The organism is Mariniflexile jejuense (assembly GCF_042675665.1).
GTDB classification, from domain to species: Bacteria; Bacteroidota; Bacteroidia; order Flavobacteriales; family Flavobacteriaceae; genus Mariniflexile; species Mariniflexile jejuense.
On the sequence record NZ_JBHTJI010000022.1, the window covers coordinates 23,142 to 41,116 of the forward strand.

Consider the following 17,975-nt stretch of genomic DNA (forward strand, 5'->3'; position numbering starts at 1 on the left):
TTTAATGCAGATTATTTTGAGTTTTTTTTGGTTATCCAATTTGGTTTACCACTTTGGTTCTCCAAAAATAGCAAAAAAAATTTATTATCATAATCCTATTGAAACTTTTTTTGAAAAATTAACATAATCAGTGAGTTACATTTCATTGTTGTTTTAAAATATATTCTATATATTTGGTTTTCCAATTTGGTTAACCAATTTATTGTTTATGAATAATTTTAGATTTAATTTTAGATTTAATTTTTGTTGCTTTTTGTTATTAGCAAGTCAAACTATTTTTGCTCAAGTAGAACTTAATGCAAACGGACCAGGTGATACTTATGAATTAATTAATTCGGTTTTAGCTCCTGGATATGATGTAACAGAAACACCAGATTGCATTCATACATCATTTGGAAGGCATATTGATGAGTTTTTTGACACCAATCTTAACACGAATGTTTTTAGGTTTTATATTCATTTAACACCTGATAACGACCGTTGTACTACGGCTACAGATAGGCAACGAAACGAGATAAAAGTATATGATAAATCGCCAAGTAATTTAAAAGCGGTTGAAGGAGAAATTGTTGTTTATAAATGGAAATTTAAATTGCCTACAGGTTTTCAATCTTCATCTAGTTTTACGCATATACATCAATTAAAATCGGTTGGAGGTTTATATGAGGCTACACCAATGTACACTTTAACAACACGAAAAGGAACACCAGACCAATTAGAATTAAGGTATGCTCAAACATCATCACAATCTACTTTAAAAAAAACAGATTTAACACCTTTTAAAGGAACTTGGGTTGATGTTACTGAAACTATAACATATGGTACAAACGGAAGCTATAGTATTCTTATAAAAAGAGTTTCAGACAATACAGAATTATTTAATTATTCTAGTAGTAATATAGTAAATTGGCAAACAGGCGCTGATTTTGTAAGACCAAAATGGGGAATATATAGAAGTTTAAACACGCCTTCCGACTTACGAGACGAAGAAGTATTATTTGCTAATTTTAGCATAGAAGAAATAGGTTCATTATCTGCCATCTCACCAAAACAAACATCCTTTAAAATATACCCTAACCCCGCAGATACTTCAAAAGTAACTATTCAAGCTTCTCCAAATAGTTTCGATTCAATTTACATATACAATAATTTAGGGAAATTAGTAAACACTTTAATTTCAAACAATACTACAATAGATACAACTAATCTTAAGTCTGGAATTTACCTTATAGTATTTAAAAAAAATGGTATTAACGTAAGCTCTAAAAAACTAGTTGTATTATAATAACGTATGTTTCAAGTTTCTGTACACAAGTCCATTAATAAAGTAACACACTCAATATCAACACATATTATTAACATAAAATAAGTTGTAAAGTTTTAAAATAATAATATATTTGGAAAACCAAATTGGTAAACCAATTTGGTTTTCCAAACAAACTAAAACTATTATAAAATGAAAAAAACTACTTTACAGAAATTTAAGGTGCTATTTACACCAATTAAATCATTTAAAGCTTGGTGTTTTATTGCTATTATTACTTGCTCTTGTAACATGTTTTCTCAAACTTATGTTACTACTTCTAGCGCATTACAAACCGCCGTTACTGCTGCATCCCCGGGCGATGTTATAATAGTAAGAAATGGCACTTATTCCAACTTTAGTGCTACATTAAGACCTTATGGTTCTGCAGGAAACCCTATAACTATCAAAGCTGAAACAATAGGAGGTGTTATTCTAACAGGTACTTCAAGATTCACATTCAATAAAGCTTATCATGCCATATTAGAAGGATTTACTTTTAACTGTACTGGGAATAGTACTATGGTAAAGTTAGAAGGTTGCAATAACATTAGAGTAACTAGAAATGTATTTGAAACAGCACAAACAAGCTCTTCTAAATGGGTATATATTGGTGGCGTTTATGATGACACTGTTGAACCATACCAATATTTAAGTCATAATAATCGCATAGATCATAATGTTTTTCAAAATAAAACAATGCCTGGTCATTACATAACTATTGATGGTACTAATGAAGTTATACAATCTCAAAATGACAGAATAGACCACAACTACTTTAAAAACAATAGCCCGCGTGCCGTAAACGAACAAGAATCTATTAGAATTGGTTGGAGCAATATGTCAAAATCAAGCGGCTATACAACAGTGGAATATAACCTATTTGAAGATTGTGATGGCGACCCAGAAATTGTTTCTGTTAAATCGTGTGACAATGTAGTAAGACACAATACGTTTTTAAGAAGCTACGGAACATTATCACTACGCCATGGCGATAGAAACAGAATAGAAGGTAACTATTTTTTTGGTGGAAATAAAGCTATTGGTACATCACCAGATGGTGCAACCTTATACACAGGCGGTATTCGAGTTTATGGCTCAGATCATGTTATTATAAACAATTACATGGAAGGTTTAAACGGCACCAAATGGGATGCGCCCATTACCCTTACACAAGGTGATGTTACAAGTACTAGTACAAGCCTAAGTTCTCATTTCAGAGCTGAAAATGTTACGATAGCTTACAACACTTTGGTTAATAATACTAATGGAATAGAAATTGGTTTTAGCAACAACGGTGCTTATAATAAAACTTTAAGCAACATAAAGCTTATGAATAACCTAATTACTGGTTCACAAAATGCGTTAGTAGCTATTAAAGACGGAAACGACCAAGGTGCTAATATTACATGGACTAACAATTTAATATATCCAACAGGCAGTGCAACTACCATTTCTGGCGCAACAACAACATCTTTTAACACAAGTATGGTTGTAAATGAAAACCCTAATTTATCTTTTGATGCAACTATAGGTGTATGGCGAACAACCGGCACATCGCCTCTTTACAATAATGCAGTAACAACCGAAACCATAAATGAAGATATTGAAGGGCAAACTAGATCAACAATAAGTAACCCAGGTTCAGATCACTATAGTTTAGAATCTGTTCGTTACATGCCAATGACTCCAAGCACCGTTGGACCAAATGCTTATGAACTAGATGATACTTCTGAAAATATGTATTTATCATCAATAAGTAATTATGCTGCATCTGGCAGTTCTCAATCAGTTACAGTTACTTCAAATGTTAATTGGAATGTTAGTGATGATGCCGATTGGATTTCTGTATCACCTTCATCTGGCACAAATAATGGAAGTTTCAATATTATAGTTTCACAAAACACAACCTTCACATCTAGAAGCGGCGTAGTTACAGTTGTAGGTGGTGCATTAACAAGAACCATTAGCGTTACTCAAGATGCTGCAAACCCACGAATAGGGTTAAACCTTATTAACAAAACTGCTTCTGATGCAGCAATAAGCTATGTATCAAACGAAGAAGTAAATGGTACTACTAAATTTAATTATGCTATCAATAGTCTTGATAAAGATTTTAACACCCAATGGGCGGGTAATGGTGCACTTGACCCAAGTGGTAGTAATAATGCCATTATTATATACGATTTAAAAGGATCTTTTGATTTAGATTTAGTTGATATAGCCACAACTAATGGAAAAACCTATTATTTACAAATTTTAGTATCATCAACTGGTATTGCCGATGGTGATTTTTACAATCCTTTTCCAGCTGGAGACCTTGTTAGTAATACCGATGCTAGTTTTAAAGCTTTTGTGCTTCCTACAACTGCTACAGGCACAAAATATGTTAAAATTATAGGTAATGGGCAAGTAGGTAACACTAGTAGATTTACAACTTTACATGAAGTAGAATTTTACGGTAATGCATCACTTTCTGTTGATAATAGATTTTTAAACAATCAAGTAAAAATATATCCTAACCCTGTAAAAGACGTATTAACATTAAGCTTAACAAATAATAGAGTAAACACCATTCAAGTTTTTACTTTAGATGGAAGAAAGGTTATAGAAAAACAATTAAACTCTGTTACTGGTTATATAAATGTTGATATATCTTCATTAAACAACGGTTCTTACATTATTAACTTAATTGCTAATGATGCTACAAAATACTCTAAAATGTTTGTTGTGGCTCATTAAAATAAAATAAAAAAACCTGTTCAAATATGCATTTGAACAGGTTTTTTATATACTGTTTGAAACGATTAACTAAAGGCTAAACCTCCGTTAATATCAACATTATTTCCTGTTAAGAATGAAGATTCATCACTAGCCAAATAAGCCACTAAATCTGCCACTTCATCGGCACGACCTTCTCTTCTAAGTGGTGTTGAAGCTGCTACTTTTTCTCTTATATCATCTTTAGTGAAATCGTCATGAAATTTAGTAGCAATCATCCCAGGGCAAACTGCATTAATTCTAATACCTTGAGGTCCTAATTCTTTAGCCCAGTTTCTTGTAAGAGTCATAACTGCTCCTTTTGAAGCTGCATAAATTACCGATCCTGCTCCTCCACCATCTCTAGCTGCTTGTGATGCAAAATTTACAATTGAAGCACCTTTACCCATTAGGGGTTTAAAAGCTTGTGTTACAAATACAGTTCCTTTAAAATTTACATCCATAACTAAATTATAGAATTTTTCATCTAATTCTTCAACCGTTTTTCTTGCAAACAAACCTCCTGCTACATTTACCAAAATATCAACTTTATCTCCAAAGGCTTCTTTGGTTTTGGCTACCATATTATTTATGTCTGATAGTTTATTTACATCGCCATAAACAGCAATGGCTTCGCCACCAACGGCTTTAATAGCTGACATCGTATCATCTTTATCTTTATCACTATCAAAATAGTTTACAACAATTTTAGCACCTTCTTTTGCTAGCTTTACGCATACCGCACGCCCGATATCGCGACCACCTCCAGTTACAACTGCAACTTTTCCTTTTAATTTTCCCATTTTATTAAATTATTTTTTTGAACTTGCTTGTTCTTTATAAATTAAACCTCATAAAATAATTTAACTTTAGTGTAAATGTTAAGCTAATTATTCTATTCTTCTTTAATATTTTCACAATATTGATATAACATTTTGAAATGCTTTTTCATTTTTCTTTTGGCTATTTGACTGTTTTGCGCTTTAATTGCTTCGTATATTTCTTTATGTTCAATTACTCTTAATTCATCTAAAGAATCATAATCTGTATGATATTTTTTAAACTCTACAATTATTTGTGGCGTAATACCAATCATAATTTGATTCATGGTAACATTGCCACTTGCTTTTGCTATAGCCAAATGAAATAACAAGTCTTCTTGAACAGCATCTTCGCCAGATAATAATTTGGCTTCATGTGCTTCTAATGCTTGTTTAATTCTTTGCAAATCGGCTTCACTACGCCTTTTTGCTGCCAATCTTACTGCCTTTAACTCTAACAGAACTCTGGTTTCGACCAAGGATTTGAAATTAGGCAACCCAAGACTTAAAATATCGTCAATCATTCCATTCATGGCAATAGAGCCTATATTTGCAATAAATGTTCCGCTTTGAGGCATTGATATTAATATACCGTACGATTCTAGCTTAAGTATTGCTACACGTATGCTTCTTCTACTTACATTAAACTTTTCAGCTAAAATTCGTTCAGCCGGTAATTTATCACCTGGTTGTAAATGTTTTTGACTTATTAAATCGCTTATTTGTGAAATTAATTTTTTAACTCGAGTAGTAATTTCTTGATTTTCATTTTTTGAAAGGACATCTAAATTCATAATAGATAAATTTATAATTAAATTGGTGTACCAGATTGGTTCGGTAAATTTATTAAATTTATTGTATTATAAAAATGCTCCTGTTTTATGTAATCTCTTTTTAAGGTTAACCAACTATAATTAAAAATAAGTTGGTTAACCTATAAAAAACTAAACTAACTCAAATTAAAAACTGCACTTTATTCGTATCCAGGATTTTGAGTAATTACACCATTAGTAGCAGTAATTTCTGAGTTTGGGATTGGAAAAATATGGTAATTGCTATTAACTGTTAATCCCATTTCAGCATCAACAGTACTAGTTCTTACCAAATCAAACCATCTATGTCCTTCTAAAGCCAACTCCACACGTCTTTCTTTTGCTATTGCAGTTCTAACAGCTGCTTGAGTTGTTGCAGTACCCACTAAACTGGTTAATCCAGCTCTGGTTCTAATTGCGTTTAATCCAGCTAGAATAGTTGCAGATTGAGTTCCATTTGCATTGCTAGTTTCATTCAAGGCTTCTGCATTCATTAAAATAACGTCAGACAATCTTAACTCTATAAAGTCTTGTTCAAGATTTAAAGAAGTACCGAATTTAATGCCTTTTTTATTTACTACATCAATAGTTAAAGCTTTTCTCAAATCTACTCCACCAGAAATAATAGCACTAGAAGCATTCGCATCAAACGCAGCTGTTAAGCGTGGATCTAATGGTGTTGGAGATTTTGTATCAGCACCTCTAAACCAAGCTTCAAATTCTGTAAATCCATATACATCAGAAATTGATGATGAGAACTTTGTTGCAAATAGTATTTCTTTACTTGCATCTTTTACTACATTAGCAAAACTAGTTTCTAAAGTAACGCCAGCAGTTGCAGCTCCACTTACAACAGCTCCAAGTTCTGTTACAGCTAAGGGATAATTACCACGGTGCATATACACTTTGCCAAGAAAAGCCTGTGCAGCTATTCTTGATGCACGCCCACTTGCTTTTAGTGAATTATCTAAACCATCTCTTGCAGCAATAAAGTCTGGAATGATGATATTATCATAAATTTCTGCTTTAGATTTTCTAGCTAAAATAGACAAATCTGATACATTTGGTGTTGGAGATAAGTTTACAGGAACATCTCCAAAAACCATAACTAATTTAAAGTACGACAAAGCTCTTAAAAATTTTGCTTCAGCTACCTCTGTAGGTTTAGTTGAATTATCTATAACGTTGTTAGCACTTAAAATTGCTTTATACAAATTACTATACAAGGGACGGAAAAATTGTTCAACCAAATCACCTCCTGCTAAATCTCTATTGTATCTATCAAATGCAGGATAAGGTTCTTCACGCATCAACATATTATCTGCTCTAAAATCGCCCATTACCACCAATGGTGTTGCAGCTCCTGTTTGATAGTGATATGCGGCATACAAAACAGGGGTGTAGTTTGTTAAAGCGCTTGACTCAAGCTCTTTTGGCGGTGTTTGATCCAAATCATTGTCACATGCTGTTACTAACAGCATTGACGCTAATACTACATATATAATTTTCATTTTTTTCATTTTTTCTTAATTAAAAATTAACGTTTACACCAAAGGTAAAACTTCTTACAACAGGGCTCGCGCCTTCTTGGTATCCGTAGGTTGTTGGACCTGCATAACCTGAATTTTCAGTTTCAATACCTTCTGGGTTAAATGAGGTATAATTATCTCCCATGATGTATAATAAATTGGAAGCTGCAACATACACTCTCATAGAGTTCACACCTACTTTACTTATAAAATCTGGTTTAATAGTATAACCTAAAGTTAGGTTTCTTAAAGCTATGTAAGAAGCATCTTGAATTCCTGACCCATGTGCATTTCTAGTTTCAACATAATGTTTACCACTTACATCGGCAATTCTATCACCATTAGCATCAAAATCAGAACGTAATCTACCTCCAAATTGTGATTTCCAGTATATTGGGTCGATGTTATAAACTTCTGCTCCTTGCGATCCTTGAAATTGAAATGATAAATCAAAATTCTTATAGTTCATATTACTTGATAACCCCCAGTAAAAGTCTGGTGTAGCAGAACCTAACTTAACATAATCATCTTCATAAGTGATTTTACCATCATCGTTTTGATCTACAACATACCACTCAGAACTCCCGAATCCAATATTTCTTGATGGATCTGCAATATATTTGGTTTCAACCTCTCCAGTTACTTGATAACCCCACATTTCACCTACTTCTCCACCAACATAATTTCTAAACTCAGGTCCTCTACCAGATGGTCCTCCATAAATTTGTCTTGGTAACTCGGTTAAATCTCCTAAACTTGTAATTTCAGTATTAACGGTAGATAAGTTGGCATTTACACTCCAAGAGAAATTGTCTTTTTGTATTAAATTTGCATTTACTTCAAATTCCCAACCTGCACTTGTAACATCGCCACGGTTAAGTACAATTGAAGGCGTACCTAAAACTTCAGAAACACTTTGATTGATTAACATATCGTTTACATCAGATGTATAATAATCTACACTTAATCTGAAGCGATTATTTAAGAACCCAGTATCTATACCATAGTTAGTTTCTTTGTTTGTTTGCCAAGTTAAATCTGCATTAGCAACATTTTGTGGTATTAAAAATGCAGATCCAAAAGCTGTTGGAGCTGTACTTAAAATACTTAAAGCAGAATAAGAGCTTAAAAATGACTCAGTTCCTAAAGAACCTGTACTGAATCTTGGTTTTAATAAACTAATTATATCACTATCTTCTAGGAAAGCTTCTTTATGCATATTCCATCCAATAGATGCTGCAGGGAATGTTGCAAACTTTTTATTAGCTCCAAAACGAGAATCACCGTCTCTTCTTAAAGAAACTGACACTAAATATTTATCGTCGTAAGCATAGTTAACTCTACCAAATACACTACGTCTAGATCTAGTTTCGTCTACTTCTCGTGTAACCACATCTGCAGGATTGAAAAATGAATAATTTATTGGTAATCCGAAAGGCACATTCGTACCTGTAGAAACCATACCTTTGAAGTAAGTGTTTTGATACTCTAGCCCAACAACAGCAGCAACATCATGTTTATCTGCAAATACTTTTGAATAACTTAAAGTTGTTTCACTTAAAACTGTAGATTTTTTAATGTCTGAAATATCTAAATCTGTTTGATTAGAACGTTGTTGACCATCAGACAATTGTCCTTCATAAAAGTAAGAAACATTATTATTTAAATCTGCTCCAAAAACGGTTTTTAAATCCAAACCATCCATGATATTGAATTGTAAATAAGTACTCAAATTACCAAAATAATTTTTTGCCCAACGACGTGAATTATCAAACTTAGCAGCAACACCAGCATCACCTGTTCCACCAATACCATTTTGGTTTCTACCATATTGCCAATCGTGAACTACATCGCCTGGTACTAAATTGTAAATACTTCTGGTATCAAGACCGATACCTCTATAATCTTGATCAAAAGATCGTCCAAAATTATTTGATGTAAATCCTGAATTGAATAATGCTTGTCTCTTTTGATCTAATTCTTGAACAAAGGCAATTGACGCAGCAGTGTGATAAATAGGACTTATACTATATGCTCTTAAAAGGTCTCTCATTTCCCATGGCACAATGTCTTGATTACCATAGAATCCGCTTAAACTCATTCCTGCTTTAAACTTATCGTTTAAATTAGCATCGATATTCATACGTCCTGTTACTTTTTCAAAACCTTGACCTTTTACAATACCTTCAGTATTTAAATATCCAATAGATGCGAAAGCTTTTAAATTTTCAGAACCGCCACTTACACTAAAATCGTGACTTGTTGAATTACCACTTCTAAAAAGCCAATCTTCTACACTCACAACATCTGGTGCGTTTGTGTATGCATCTAATCTATATTGTAATAAACGAGGATCTGTTAATGAAAGATCGTAAGCATCTGTTTGTAAATCAACAGCCCATTCACCAGCAGTTTTAAGCATTTCTATATCTTTAACATACTTAGCCGATGTACTAGTATATGCATTATAACTAAAACTAAGTTTACCTGCTTTACCTTTTTTTGTTGTTACCAAAATAACACCATTAGCACCTCTAGACCCGTAAATAGCAGATGAAGCAGCATCTTTTAAAACCTCTAAGCTTTCAATATCATTTGGGTTCACGGTTGCTAAGTTTCCAGAAATTGGATAACCATCAACAACAATTAGTGGCCCAGAATCACCTGAAATTGATGAAGCTGCTCTAATTTGGATTTTAGGATCAGAACCTGGTTCACCACTTTGATTTTGGATTCTAACACCTGGCAACTTACCCGCCAATGCATCATCCACACGTGCAGCCTGAACTGCAGCAACATCTTCACCACCTATTTTAGCAATAGCTCCTGTTAAATGTGATTTTTTACGAGTACCATAACCTACTACCACAACCTCATCAAGTTTGCTAGCATCTTCTGCCATAACAATGTTTAAAGTAGTTTGATTAGTGATTGTAATAGATTGTTTAATATAACCTAGGTATGAAAAATTAAGTACATCGCCTTTTTTAACGTTTAACTCAAATTTTCCATCGAAATCTGTTGCAGTACCTTTTGTAGTATTAGCTACAATAACATTAACACCTGGTATAGGCATACCTGCTCCATCTTTCACTGTTCCTGATAATTGATATCCATTTTGTGCAAATAATGATACGTTAAATATCAATACTAGCATTAAAATTAGTTTAGTTTTTAAATTCATTTGTGAACTTGTTTTAGTTTAATAATTAAGAATTCAATACCTGATTGTATCGATTTTAGAGAACAGAATCTCATTCATTACTCACATTATCACAACAATTAAATTGAAACTACAAAGGTTTTAGTATCTTTGTTATGAGTATATGTAAGTTAACATGCTTAGTTTTTACTTCGGGTCCAAAAGAAGTAATACTGTAAAAGGATAGGTAAACACTTATCCTTTTTTATTTAAATAGGTTTTAGTTTCATAAGATAATCGCTTAATGTTTTAGTTAGTTTTATTGATTTTTTTGGTTATCCAATTTGGTTATCCAATTTGGTACACCAAATATATGTTAAAAAAATGTTATAACAAAATATTTTTAATAAACTAGTTTAAGAAAAACCTTGAGTAATATATTCAAACTGAAAATGTTCCACCAAAATCTGTCAAAAGTTTATTGGATACTCTTTTATTTAAGATGCTTCGTGTTTTTTAAAAGTCCTAAATCTAAATTGTCAGTACCTTTTCCTATTAATGGAGAATTAACTAATAAATTATATGATTCGCCATCAAAACCAGGGTTAAAAGTCCAAAGGTTTTGCACGTTATAATTTTCATCACCAGTTACATCAAGTTTATCAGTTTCATAGAAATTATTATTCAGAATATTTACAACAGGTTCTCCTACTACTAGATTCATTTTTACACCTTTTGTATTATTTAAAATGTTGTTTTTAATATCAATAACTTGAACGCCATATAGCGACAAAGCAGCTTCATATTTGTTTTTACTTCCAAAACCAACATTATCTAAAACATTATGTTCCATTTCTAAAAAAGGACCAAAAGTACTTTCGTCTTTTCCGCCTCTATACAATCTTAAAGCAGTGCCTTGTACATCTTTAATACTATTATTTTTCATGATAAAATATTCTACATTATAAGCTCCAATATCATCAGTTTCTGTATCTAATGCTGCAATGTGACCTGTAATATTTTTGAATTTTGAATTTTGAATACTGATAGTATCTGCAAATGTGCCTTTAGCAACTCGCAATACATCAAAAGAATGATTTACAATGAAATTTTCGAAATCGCAATGATTAATAAATAATTTATAGTTTTCTGTCATTGAATTTTTACTGGTGCTTATTACCGAATTTCCAGCGTAATCTGGCGATTTTTCACCGTCAAATTTTATATTTTCAAGTGACAAACTGCCGCCATTTTGAATTTCGAAAGCCAACATGCGTTCAAATAAAATGGTTGGTTTTTCGGCTCCTGAAGCCTTAAAAGTAAGTGGATGATTAACAATTACTGCTTTTGTTAAAATATATATTCCACCAGATGTTAATTCTAAAATATCTCCAGGATTTGAGTTTTTAGCAGCATCAAACAAGGTGTTAATGCCTGCTTCTACTTTAATGGTTTTTCCTGAATCTAAAGCAACATAATTATCTGCTTTTGAATACCATGAAACACCTGTATTTTCCTTTGTAGCAATATTTGGACTTATTGTTATTTTAGTTTTTATTTTATCAGACTTCGGAATTAAAAACCCTTGTTCATTTTTAACTAATTGAATGTCTGCATTTTCAAATCCACTTGATATGCCAGATTCCATATTATTTCCTAGAATGTTATCTTTAAAAGTAATACCACTAATATCATCATACACTGTAAAGATGTTTTTCTTATGATTATTATAAAAAATATTTCCTGAAATTTCTGAAGTTTTAGGCGCTTGACTTCTTTCTGCATCGCTTCCCGCACATAATTGAATGTGGTCGCAATTAACAAATGTATTGTTACTTACTTTTGAATTTATAACTGGTACATAACGATTTGGTGGCGAATTTGGCACACCATTCATCATAACAAAAGCACCTCTAAAACGATAACCAGTTAAACCTACATGATAATTGTTAATTACGGTTTGTGTTTCATTAATAACACGAACACCACCTGTACTTGGTTTTCCATTTCCAATAAACACGTTGCCATCAACCAATGTTTCGTTCCCATGCCGCATGGTTAACGTACCTGTACACTCAAAAAAAGTGTTGTATTTAAAGGTGTTTTGACATGATTTGTTTGAAATAATTTCATGTTCGCCATTGGTTCTATCAAAATAATTAGATTCTACCAAGGTATTTGAGTTTTCTAGAGCATTATGGCTAGTGCCAATTCTTAAAGTTTCTCCACCGTTATTCCCGTAAGTAGGTCGTGGTCCAAAATAATTATGGTCTATTTTATGATGGTTTTCAATACTTTCTTTAGTATCTAATCCAACAATCATGGTAACGCCTAAATTCTTTTTACCAACTATATGGTTGTGATCTATTCTATTATTTTTTCCATAAATAGTTACCCAATAATCTTGATACTGTCGCTCTGGGTTGTTATAATTATCAATAACACATTCGGTTAATCGGCTATTGTTTGCTAGTTCTTCTCTACTCTTTCTAAAAGAAATAACAGCATTTGTTGGTGTAAAGCCGTTTTTAAAAACCAAGCCTTCAACAATTAAATAATTGCCTGCCATTTGAAGATTTGAATTCCCCTCTAAAGTTACTTTACCTTTTTCTTCAACAGTTAATTTTATAGGTTTTTCTTTTGTGCCTTTACCTTCAAAAACCAATTCGGCGTCTTTCCAAACACCATTTTTTAAGGCTATAACATCGCCTGGTTTTGCGTTTGAAACGGCATCATTGAATTCTGTAATGTTTGAAACTATATTTTTTGTATCATTTTTTTTATTGCTACAAGATGTTAAAACTATTGATGTTAATAAAAAAATTATGAAGTGAATAAGTGTTTTTTTCATGATTAAATTTTAAAATATTACTGTACCAAATTGGCTATTAAAAATATTCGAACAACGCAATTACGCCATTGTAAGATATAATACAAGCAAAAAGAAGCGACGCAAACAAACCAACATTAACGAAAACACTTGTTTTATAACCTTTCATAACTTTTTTATTGTTTACCATTAAAATGATTCCTAGAATTACTATGGGCAAAACAAAAACGTTGAATACTTGCGACAAAATCTGCATTTCAATAGGGTTTGCTCCAAAAACAGGAACAATTAAAGCAACTAAACAAGCAATGAAAGTTATTATTCTGAATTGTTTTGAGTTAGTATCTAACACTCCCGATTGGTAATCCGCAATCAATAATGGAGCAATTAATAAACAAGGAAATATTGATGACAAACCTGCGCTTAACGTACCAAAGAAGAAAATACCAACTGCTAAACTACCTGCTACAGGCTCTAAGGTATTTGCCATGTCAAGCACTTGTGTTACTGGATTACCTTGATGATATAATGCACCACATGCTACAGCCATAATAACTGCACTAATTACAAACACCAATATAGCCGCTGTAATGGCATCTTTTTTTTGTTGTTGTAAATGCTTTATATTCCAACCTTTGCCTTTAACAAAAAGCGGTCGTGATAAAAATGTTGCAGCTGCCATTGTTGTTCCAACAAATGCTGCAACCATCATTTTTCCTCCTGGAACATCTGGAATTGAAGGTATTAAACCCATAACCACGTCGGACGGTAACGGGCTAACAAAAAATAATGACACAAAAAATGAAAGTGCCATAAAGGTTACAAAAATGACTAATATTTTTTCAAAAAAAGTATACTTTCCAACTAGCAATACACCATAAAAAACAACAAGAATAACAATGGCTATTACAAGCACCGTTTCGTATTTATAGTTTACTAAACCTTGAAAATTCATTGCGAAAATTTCATAAAGCATGTTAGCAGAAATTCCTAAAATACCCATTAAAGAATTCCATTGACCGAAAGAAATCCCGATAATAATCAAAATAGCTAACAGTTTACCTCCTTTAATATGTTTTTTAAAACCATAAAGCGCGGTTTCACCAGTTATTAATGCATAATTTCCGTAGGCAAACATAAGAACACCAGAAAACAAACAACTTAATAAAAGCACCCATAATAATTGCATACCATAAGTGCTTCCTGCAACAATCATGGATGTTACACTACCAGTTCCAATAGTATATCCAATAGCAAAAATACCTGGTCCAAAACCCAATACTATTGCTATAATTTTTTTTAATATTGAATTATTCACTTTTAGTTCTGACATGTTTGGTTTTATTTAGTTAGTTGTTGTTTTTGACAATTTTTAGCTACCAGTTGGTGTGGTGAAATTTTCCAGTAGCATCATCGGTTCGTTGGTAAGTATGCGCTCCAAAATAATCGCGTTGGGCTTGAATGATGTTTGCAGATGAATTTGCAGTTGTATATCCATTTAAAAAATTAACAGATTCACTTAAACACGGAATTGCCAATTCATTTAAGACACATTGTGATACTACTTTGTTTATTGATGGCTTTAATAATTTTACTTGATTAATAAGTTCTGCGTTCTTTAAAATATTATCATCATGTTTTAAAACAGGAATTAATTCTAACATAAAATCAGATTTAATGATGCAACCATTGGTCCATATTCTTGCAATTTCGCTTAAATTTAAAGTCCATTTATAGGCTTTTCCTGCTTCGGAAATTAATTTAATACCCTGATAATGATTCATAATACGAGCAAACTGATATGCTTTTAAAACATCATCAATATCTAAACTAAACGATGAAGGTTTTATATTAAAGTTGTTACTTGCTTGCAGTCGTTCTTCTTTATAAAATGAGGTGTAACGTGCAAACAACGCCGAAGCTATTAAAGTACTTGGGGCACCTAGTTCTGCGGTAGCAATGGTTGTCCAATTTCCTGTACCTTTATTACCTGCCTTATCTACTATCTTATTAACGAGCCAATCATCACCATCTTTTTTTCTTAAAACATCGATGGTAATTCCTAACAAGTAACTATCCGCTTTTGGCTTCCAAGACTCTAAAATAGTGGCAATATCATTTGGGTTTTTCCCCATGTTTTTCAGAATGGTGTAAACTTCTGCCAACAATTGCATTTCAACATACTCAATACCATTATGCACCATTTTTACAAAATGCCCACTGCCTTCTTCACCTACATAGGTGCAACATGGTAAATTGTTAGCGTCTTTGGCAGCAATACTTTCCAAATACGGTTTTATTAAATTATAGGTTTCTTTATTTCCACCTGGCATGATGGAAGGACCTTTTAATGCCCCTTGCTCACCTCCTGAAACGCCTACGCCTATAAAATGAATGTTTTTTGTATTTAAATAATCGTAACGCTGTTTTGTTTGTAAATAATTTGAATTTCCTCCATCTATTAAAACATCGCCTGCCGATAAAAAAGGGATTAAATCTTCAATCACCATGTCGGTAATTTTTCCAGCATTTACCATGAGCATGATTTTTCTTGGGGTTTGTAATGAATTTACAAAAGCCTCGATATTTGAAAATGCTTGAGCCGACTCCAATTCTTTATGGGCTTTTTTGAAATTAATAGCCACATCTTCCTCGGTGCCTTTTTCCTCTCTGTTGAACATGGAAATTTTAAAGCCTTTTTGAGCCAAGTTTCTACTTAAACTCTTCCCCATAACCCCTAATCCAAATAACCCGAATTCCGATTTCATTTGCATTTCCTTTGTAATTTTTTCAACAATTTCTTCTGGTTTTAAACCAATCTTTACTTGAAAAGCATCATCTGGTTGCTCTAAAGTATCAAACTGAGATTGTAATAAACTTGATGACATAAAGTGATGTTCTCTTTTGTTTATTCGTTCTAAAATTTGATTAAAACTTCCTGATAAATGCACCCATTTTACGTTATTACGTATATCCGTATTTAAAATATCTCTGTAAGATTTTTTTAAAGCAGAACAAACAATGATGCAGCTGTTTTTTTGTAATTGCTCTTTAGCTAATTTATTAAGCGTAACCAGCCAACCATATCGGTCATCATCATTAAGTGCTTTGCCATTACGCATTTTATCTATATTCGATTGCGGATGAAAATCATCACCATCAAAAAAAGGAATATTAAGTTTTTCAGATAACAACTTTCCAATGGTGCTCTTTCCACAACCTGAAACGCCCATTATAAAGATGACTTGGTTTAAATTATTATTCATTTTCAATATTTATTTGGCATGGTACCAGATCCAACAGTTGCTTCTTTAAACCAAACTTCTGCATAACAGCCATTGGCGTATTGTTTTGCTATATCGCCATTATAAGTTTCAGAGCCTGTATGCCAAACAATATTTTCTTCAGGATCTTTTCCGTTTGTTTGGTTATAAGCACCTTGCTTAAAATTCTGCAACTCGCCAGCATAGGCATTTGCCCGTTCTACACCGTCTCGACCTATTGCAGCATATAATGTTTTTATTTGCTGAGGAATATTTGAATATTTTGAAAATTCAGATTTCGTTAAGCTTTTAGTGAACCTTTTTGTTTCATGACCTTTGCTTATAAAAGTGAGGTGCATTACACCTTCATAAACATTTATTTGATAACTGAATTCTTCCCCCAATTCGATACCTTCTTTTGGTTCTTCTGGGTATGAATTTGGACTTAACCCAACAACAGACATGTCATTTCCCCAAACAGCGGTTGAATAATCCCAACGTTTGGAATTATCGCCTTCTGTATTAATTTCATAATTCCAATAAACAGAACCTTTTTTATGACCTGGAATTTTTTATAGAAAATCTTTAAAGGTTCATTTTCATGACCTTCGGTACCATGAATTTGCCCTACTACAACAGCATATGAAGCGGCAACACGAGCATCACCAGAAGTTGAAACATGCATTACTTTTAATGTGCCTGTTAATTTTCCACCTTCTTCAGTTTTCCAATGTTTTTTCTGTCCTAACTCTGTACGTGTATTGCTCGAGTTTTTTGAAGTTATACCCGAATTAGGTGTTTTATAAACAACCCAATCCGTTTTTCCATCATTTGAAACATAAAAAAAATCTTTATGCTCCACATTTACTAAATCTTTAATGCTTTTACCATCGCCGCATAAAATAGTAAACTCGTCCATAAACGGAATGAAGTCACTTGGATATTTTGGCACTTCACTTTTATCAGCTTTGGACATTTTACCATACTGTAAACAATTGGTAAATAAGAACAAAACACTAATAATTAAAACATAAATGCATTGTAATTTATGGGTTATGGTGATCATTTTAATTGTTTAATATTTAGTTTAAACCAAATTGGTACACCAATTTGGTTAACCAAATATATGAAAAATTTTTATAAACCAATAAATTATATGTCATAAAAAAGATAATTATAAAATACCTATTATAAACTTGAAGTAAAATTTAATTTATGATTAGGAAAATATAAAGCAAAAAAAAACACCGTTAATATAAAACTAACAGTGTTTTTTAGAATTGTAATATGTCGGGGTGGCAGGATTCGAACCTGCGACCTCCTGCTCCCAAAGCAGGCGCGATAACCGGGCTACGCTACACCCCGATTTGGTTATCTTTAATTTGCGGAGAGACAGGGACTCGAACCCTGGCGACAGTTACCCGTCGACAGATTAGCAATCTGCTCCATTACCACTCTGGCACCTCTCCTAAGTCTTATTATGAACTTGTGCAATAAAATTGCGGTTGCAAATGT

Annotated in this window: 11 protein-coding genes and 2 tRNA genes; 2 read left to right on the forward strand and 11 right to left on the reverse strand. The window is 32.5% G+C overall.

Going from position 1 to position 17,975, the window contains the following annotated elements; all coding sequences use genetic code 11:
* Positions 1-208 precede the first annotated feature (208 nt).
* Positions 209-1,285 carry a T9SS type A sorting domain-containing protein gene (locus ACFQ1R_RS11810; protein ID WP_379926433.1) on the forward strand — a complete coding sequence of 359 codons (1,077 nt, stop codon included), beginning with the start codon at positions 209-211 and terminating at the stop codon, positions 1,283-1,285.
* A 171-nt stretch (positions 1,286-1,456) separates the two neighbouring features.
* The gene (locus ACFQ1R_RS11815; RefSeq protein WP_379926434.1) at positions 1,457-4,045 is read left to right on the forward strand and encodes a chondroitinase-B domain-containing protein; all 2,589 of its coding nucleotides are present in this window, start codon (positions 1,457-1,459) and stop codon (positions 4,043-4,045) included.
* A gap of 65 nt (positions 4,046-4,110) precedes the next feature.
* Here ACFQ1R_RS11815 and ACFQ1R_RS11820 read toward each other — a convergent pair whose 3' ends face one another.
* The 11 genes from ACFQ1R_RS11820 to ACFQ1R_RS11870 all read right to left on the reverse strand — a co-directional run bounded on the left by ACFQ1R_RS11820 (position 4,111) and on the right by ACFQ1R_RS11870 (position 17,929).
* Positions 4,111-4,866 carry an SDR family NAD(P)-dependent oxidoreductase gene (locus ACFQ1R_RS11820; protein WP_379926435.1) on the reverse strand — a complete coding sequence of 252 codons (756 nt, stop codon included), beginning with the start codon at positions 4,864-4,866 and terminating at the stop codon, positions 4,111-4,113.
* Between the two features lie 92 nt (positions 4,867-4,958).
* Positions 4,959-5,678: a FadR/GntR family transcriptional regulator gene (locus tag ACFQ1R_RS11825; RefSeq protein WP_379926436.1), complete on the reverse strand. Its 720-nt coding sequence runs from the start codon at positions 5,676-5,678 to the stop codon at positions 4,959-4,961.
* A gap of 179 nt (positions 5,679-5,857) precedes the next feature.
* The gene (locus ACFQ1R_RS11830; RefSeq protein ID WP_379926437.1) at positions 5,858-7,207 is read right to left on the reverse strand and encodes a RagB/SusD family nutrient uptake outer membrane protein; all 1,350 of its coding nucleotides are present in this window, start codon (positions 7,205-7,207) and stop codon (positions 5,858-5,860) included.
* Between the two features lie 19 nt (positions 7,208-7,226).
* Positions 7,227-10,409: a SusC/RagA family TonB-linked outer membrane protein gene (locus tag ACFQ1R_RS11835; RefSeq protein ID WP_379926438.1), complete on the reverse strand. Its 3,183-nt coding sequence runs from the start codon at positions 10,407-10,409 to the stop codon at positions 7,227-7,229.
* A 451-nt stretch (positions 10,410-10,860) separates the two neighbouring features.
* Positions 10,861-13,218: a polysaccharide lyase 6 family protein gene (locus tag ACFQ1R_RS11840; RefSeq protein WP_379926439.1), complete on the reverse strand. Its 2,358-nt coding sequence runs from the start codon at positions 13,216-13,218 to the stop codon at positions 10,861-10,863.
* A 37-nt stretch (positions 13,219-13,255) separates the two neighbouring features.
* A complete protein-coding gene (locus tag ACFQ1R_RS11845; RefSeq protein ID WP_379926440.1) occupies positions 13,256-14,530 on the reverse strand; it encodes an Nramp family divalent metal transporter in 1,275 nt (424 codons plus the stop codon).
* Between the two features lie 43 nt (positions 14,531-14,573).
* Positions 14,574-16,463: a decarboxylating NADP(+)-dependent phosphogluconate dehydrogenase gene (gnd, locus tag ACFQ1R_RS11850; protein ID WP_379926441.1), complete on the reverse strand. Its 1,890-nt coding sequence runs from the start codon at positions 16,461-16,463 to the stop codon at positions 14,574-14,576.
* A 2-nt stretch (positions 16,464-16,465) separates the two neighbouring features.
* Positions 16,466-16,987 (reverse strand): polysaccharide lyase family 7 protein, encoded by a 522-nt coding sequence (locus tag ACFQ1R_RS11855; RefSeq protein WP_379926658.1) that lies wholly within the window; start codon positions 16,985-16,987, stop codon positions 16,466-16,468.
* Entirely contained in the window at positions 16,906-17,436 is a 531-nt protein-coding gene (locus tag ACFQ1R_RS11860; protein ID WP_379926442.1) for a polysaccharide lyase family 7 protein, read from the reverse strand. Before ACFQ1R_RS11860 ends, ACFQ1R_RS11855 begins: the two co-directional genes overlap by 82 nt.
* A 314-nt stretch (positions 17,437-17,750) precedes the next feature.
* Positions 17,751-17,825, reverse strand: a tRNA-Pro gene (locus ACFQ1R_RS11865).
* A gap of 20 nt (positions 17,826-17,845) precedes the next feature.
* Positions 17,846-17,929, reverse strand: a tRNA-Ser gene (locus ACFQ1R_RS11870).
* Positions 17,930-17,975 lie beyond the last annotated feature (46 nt).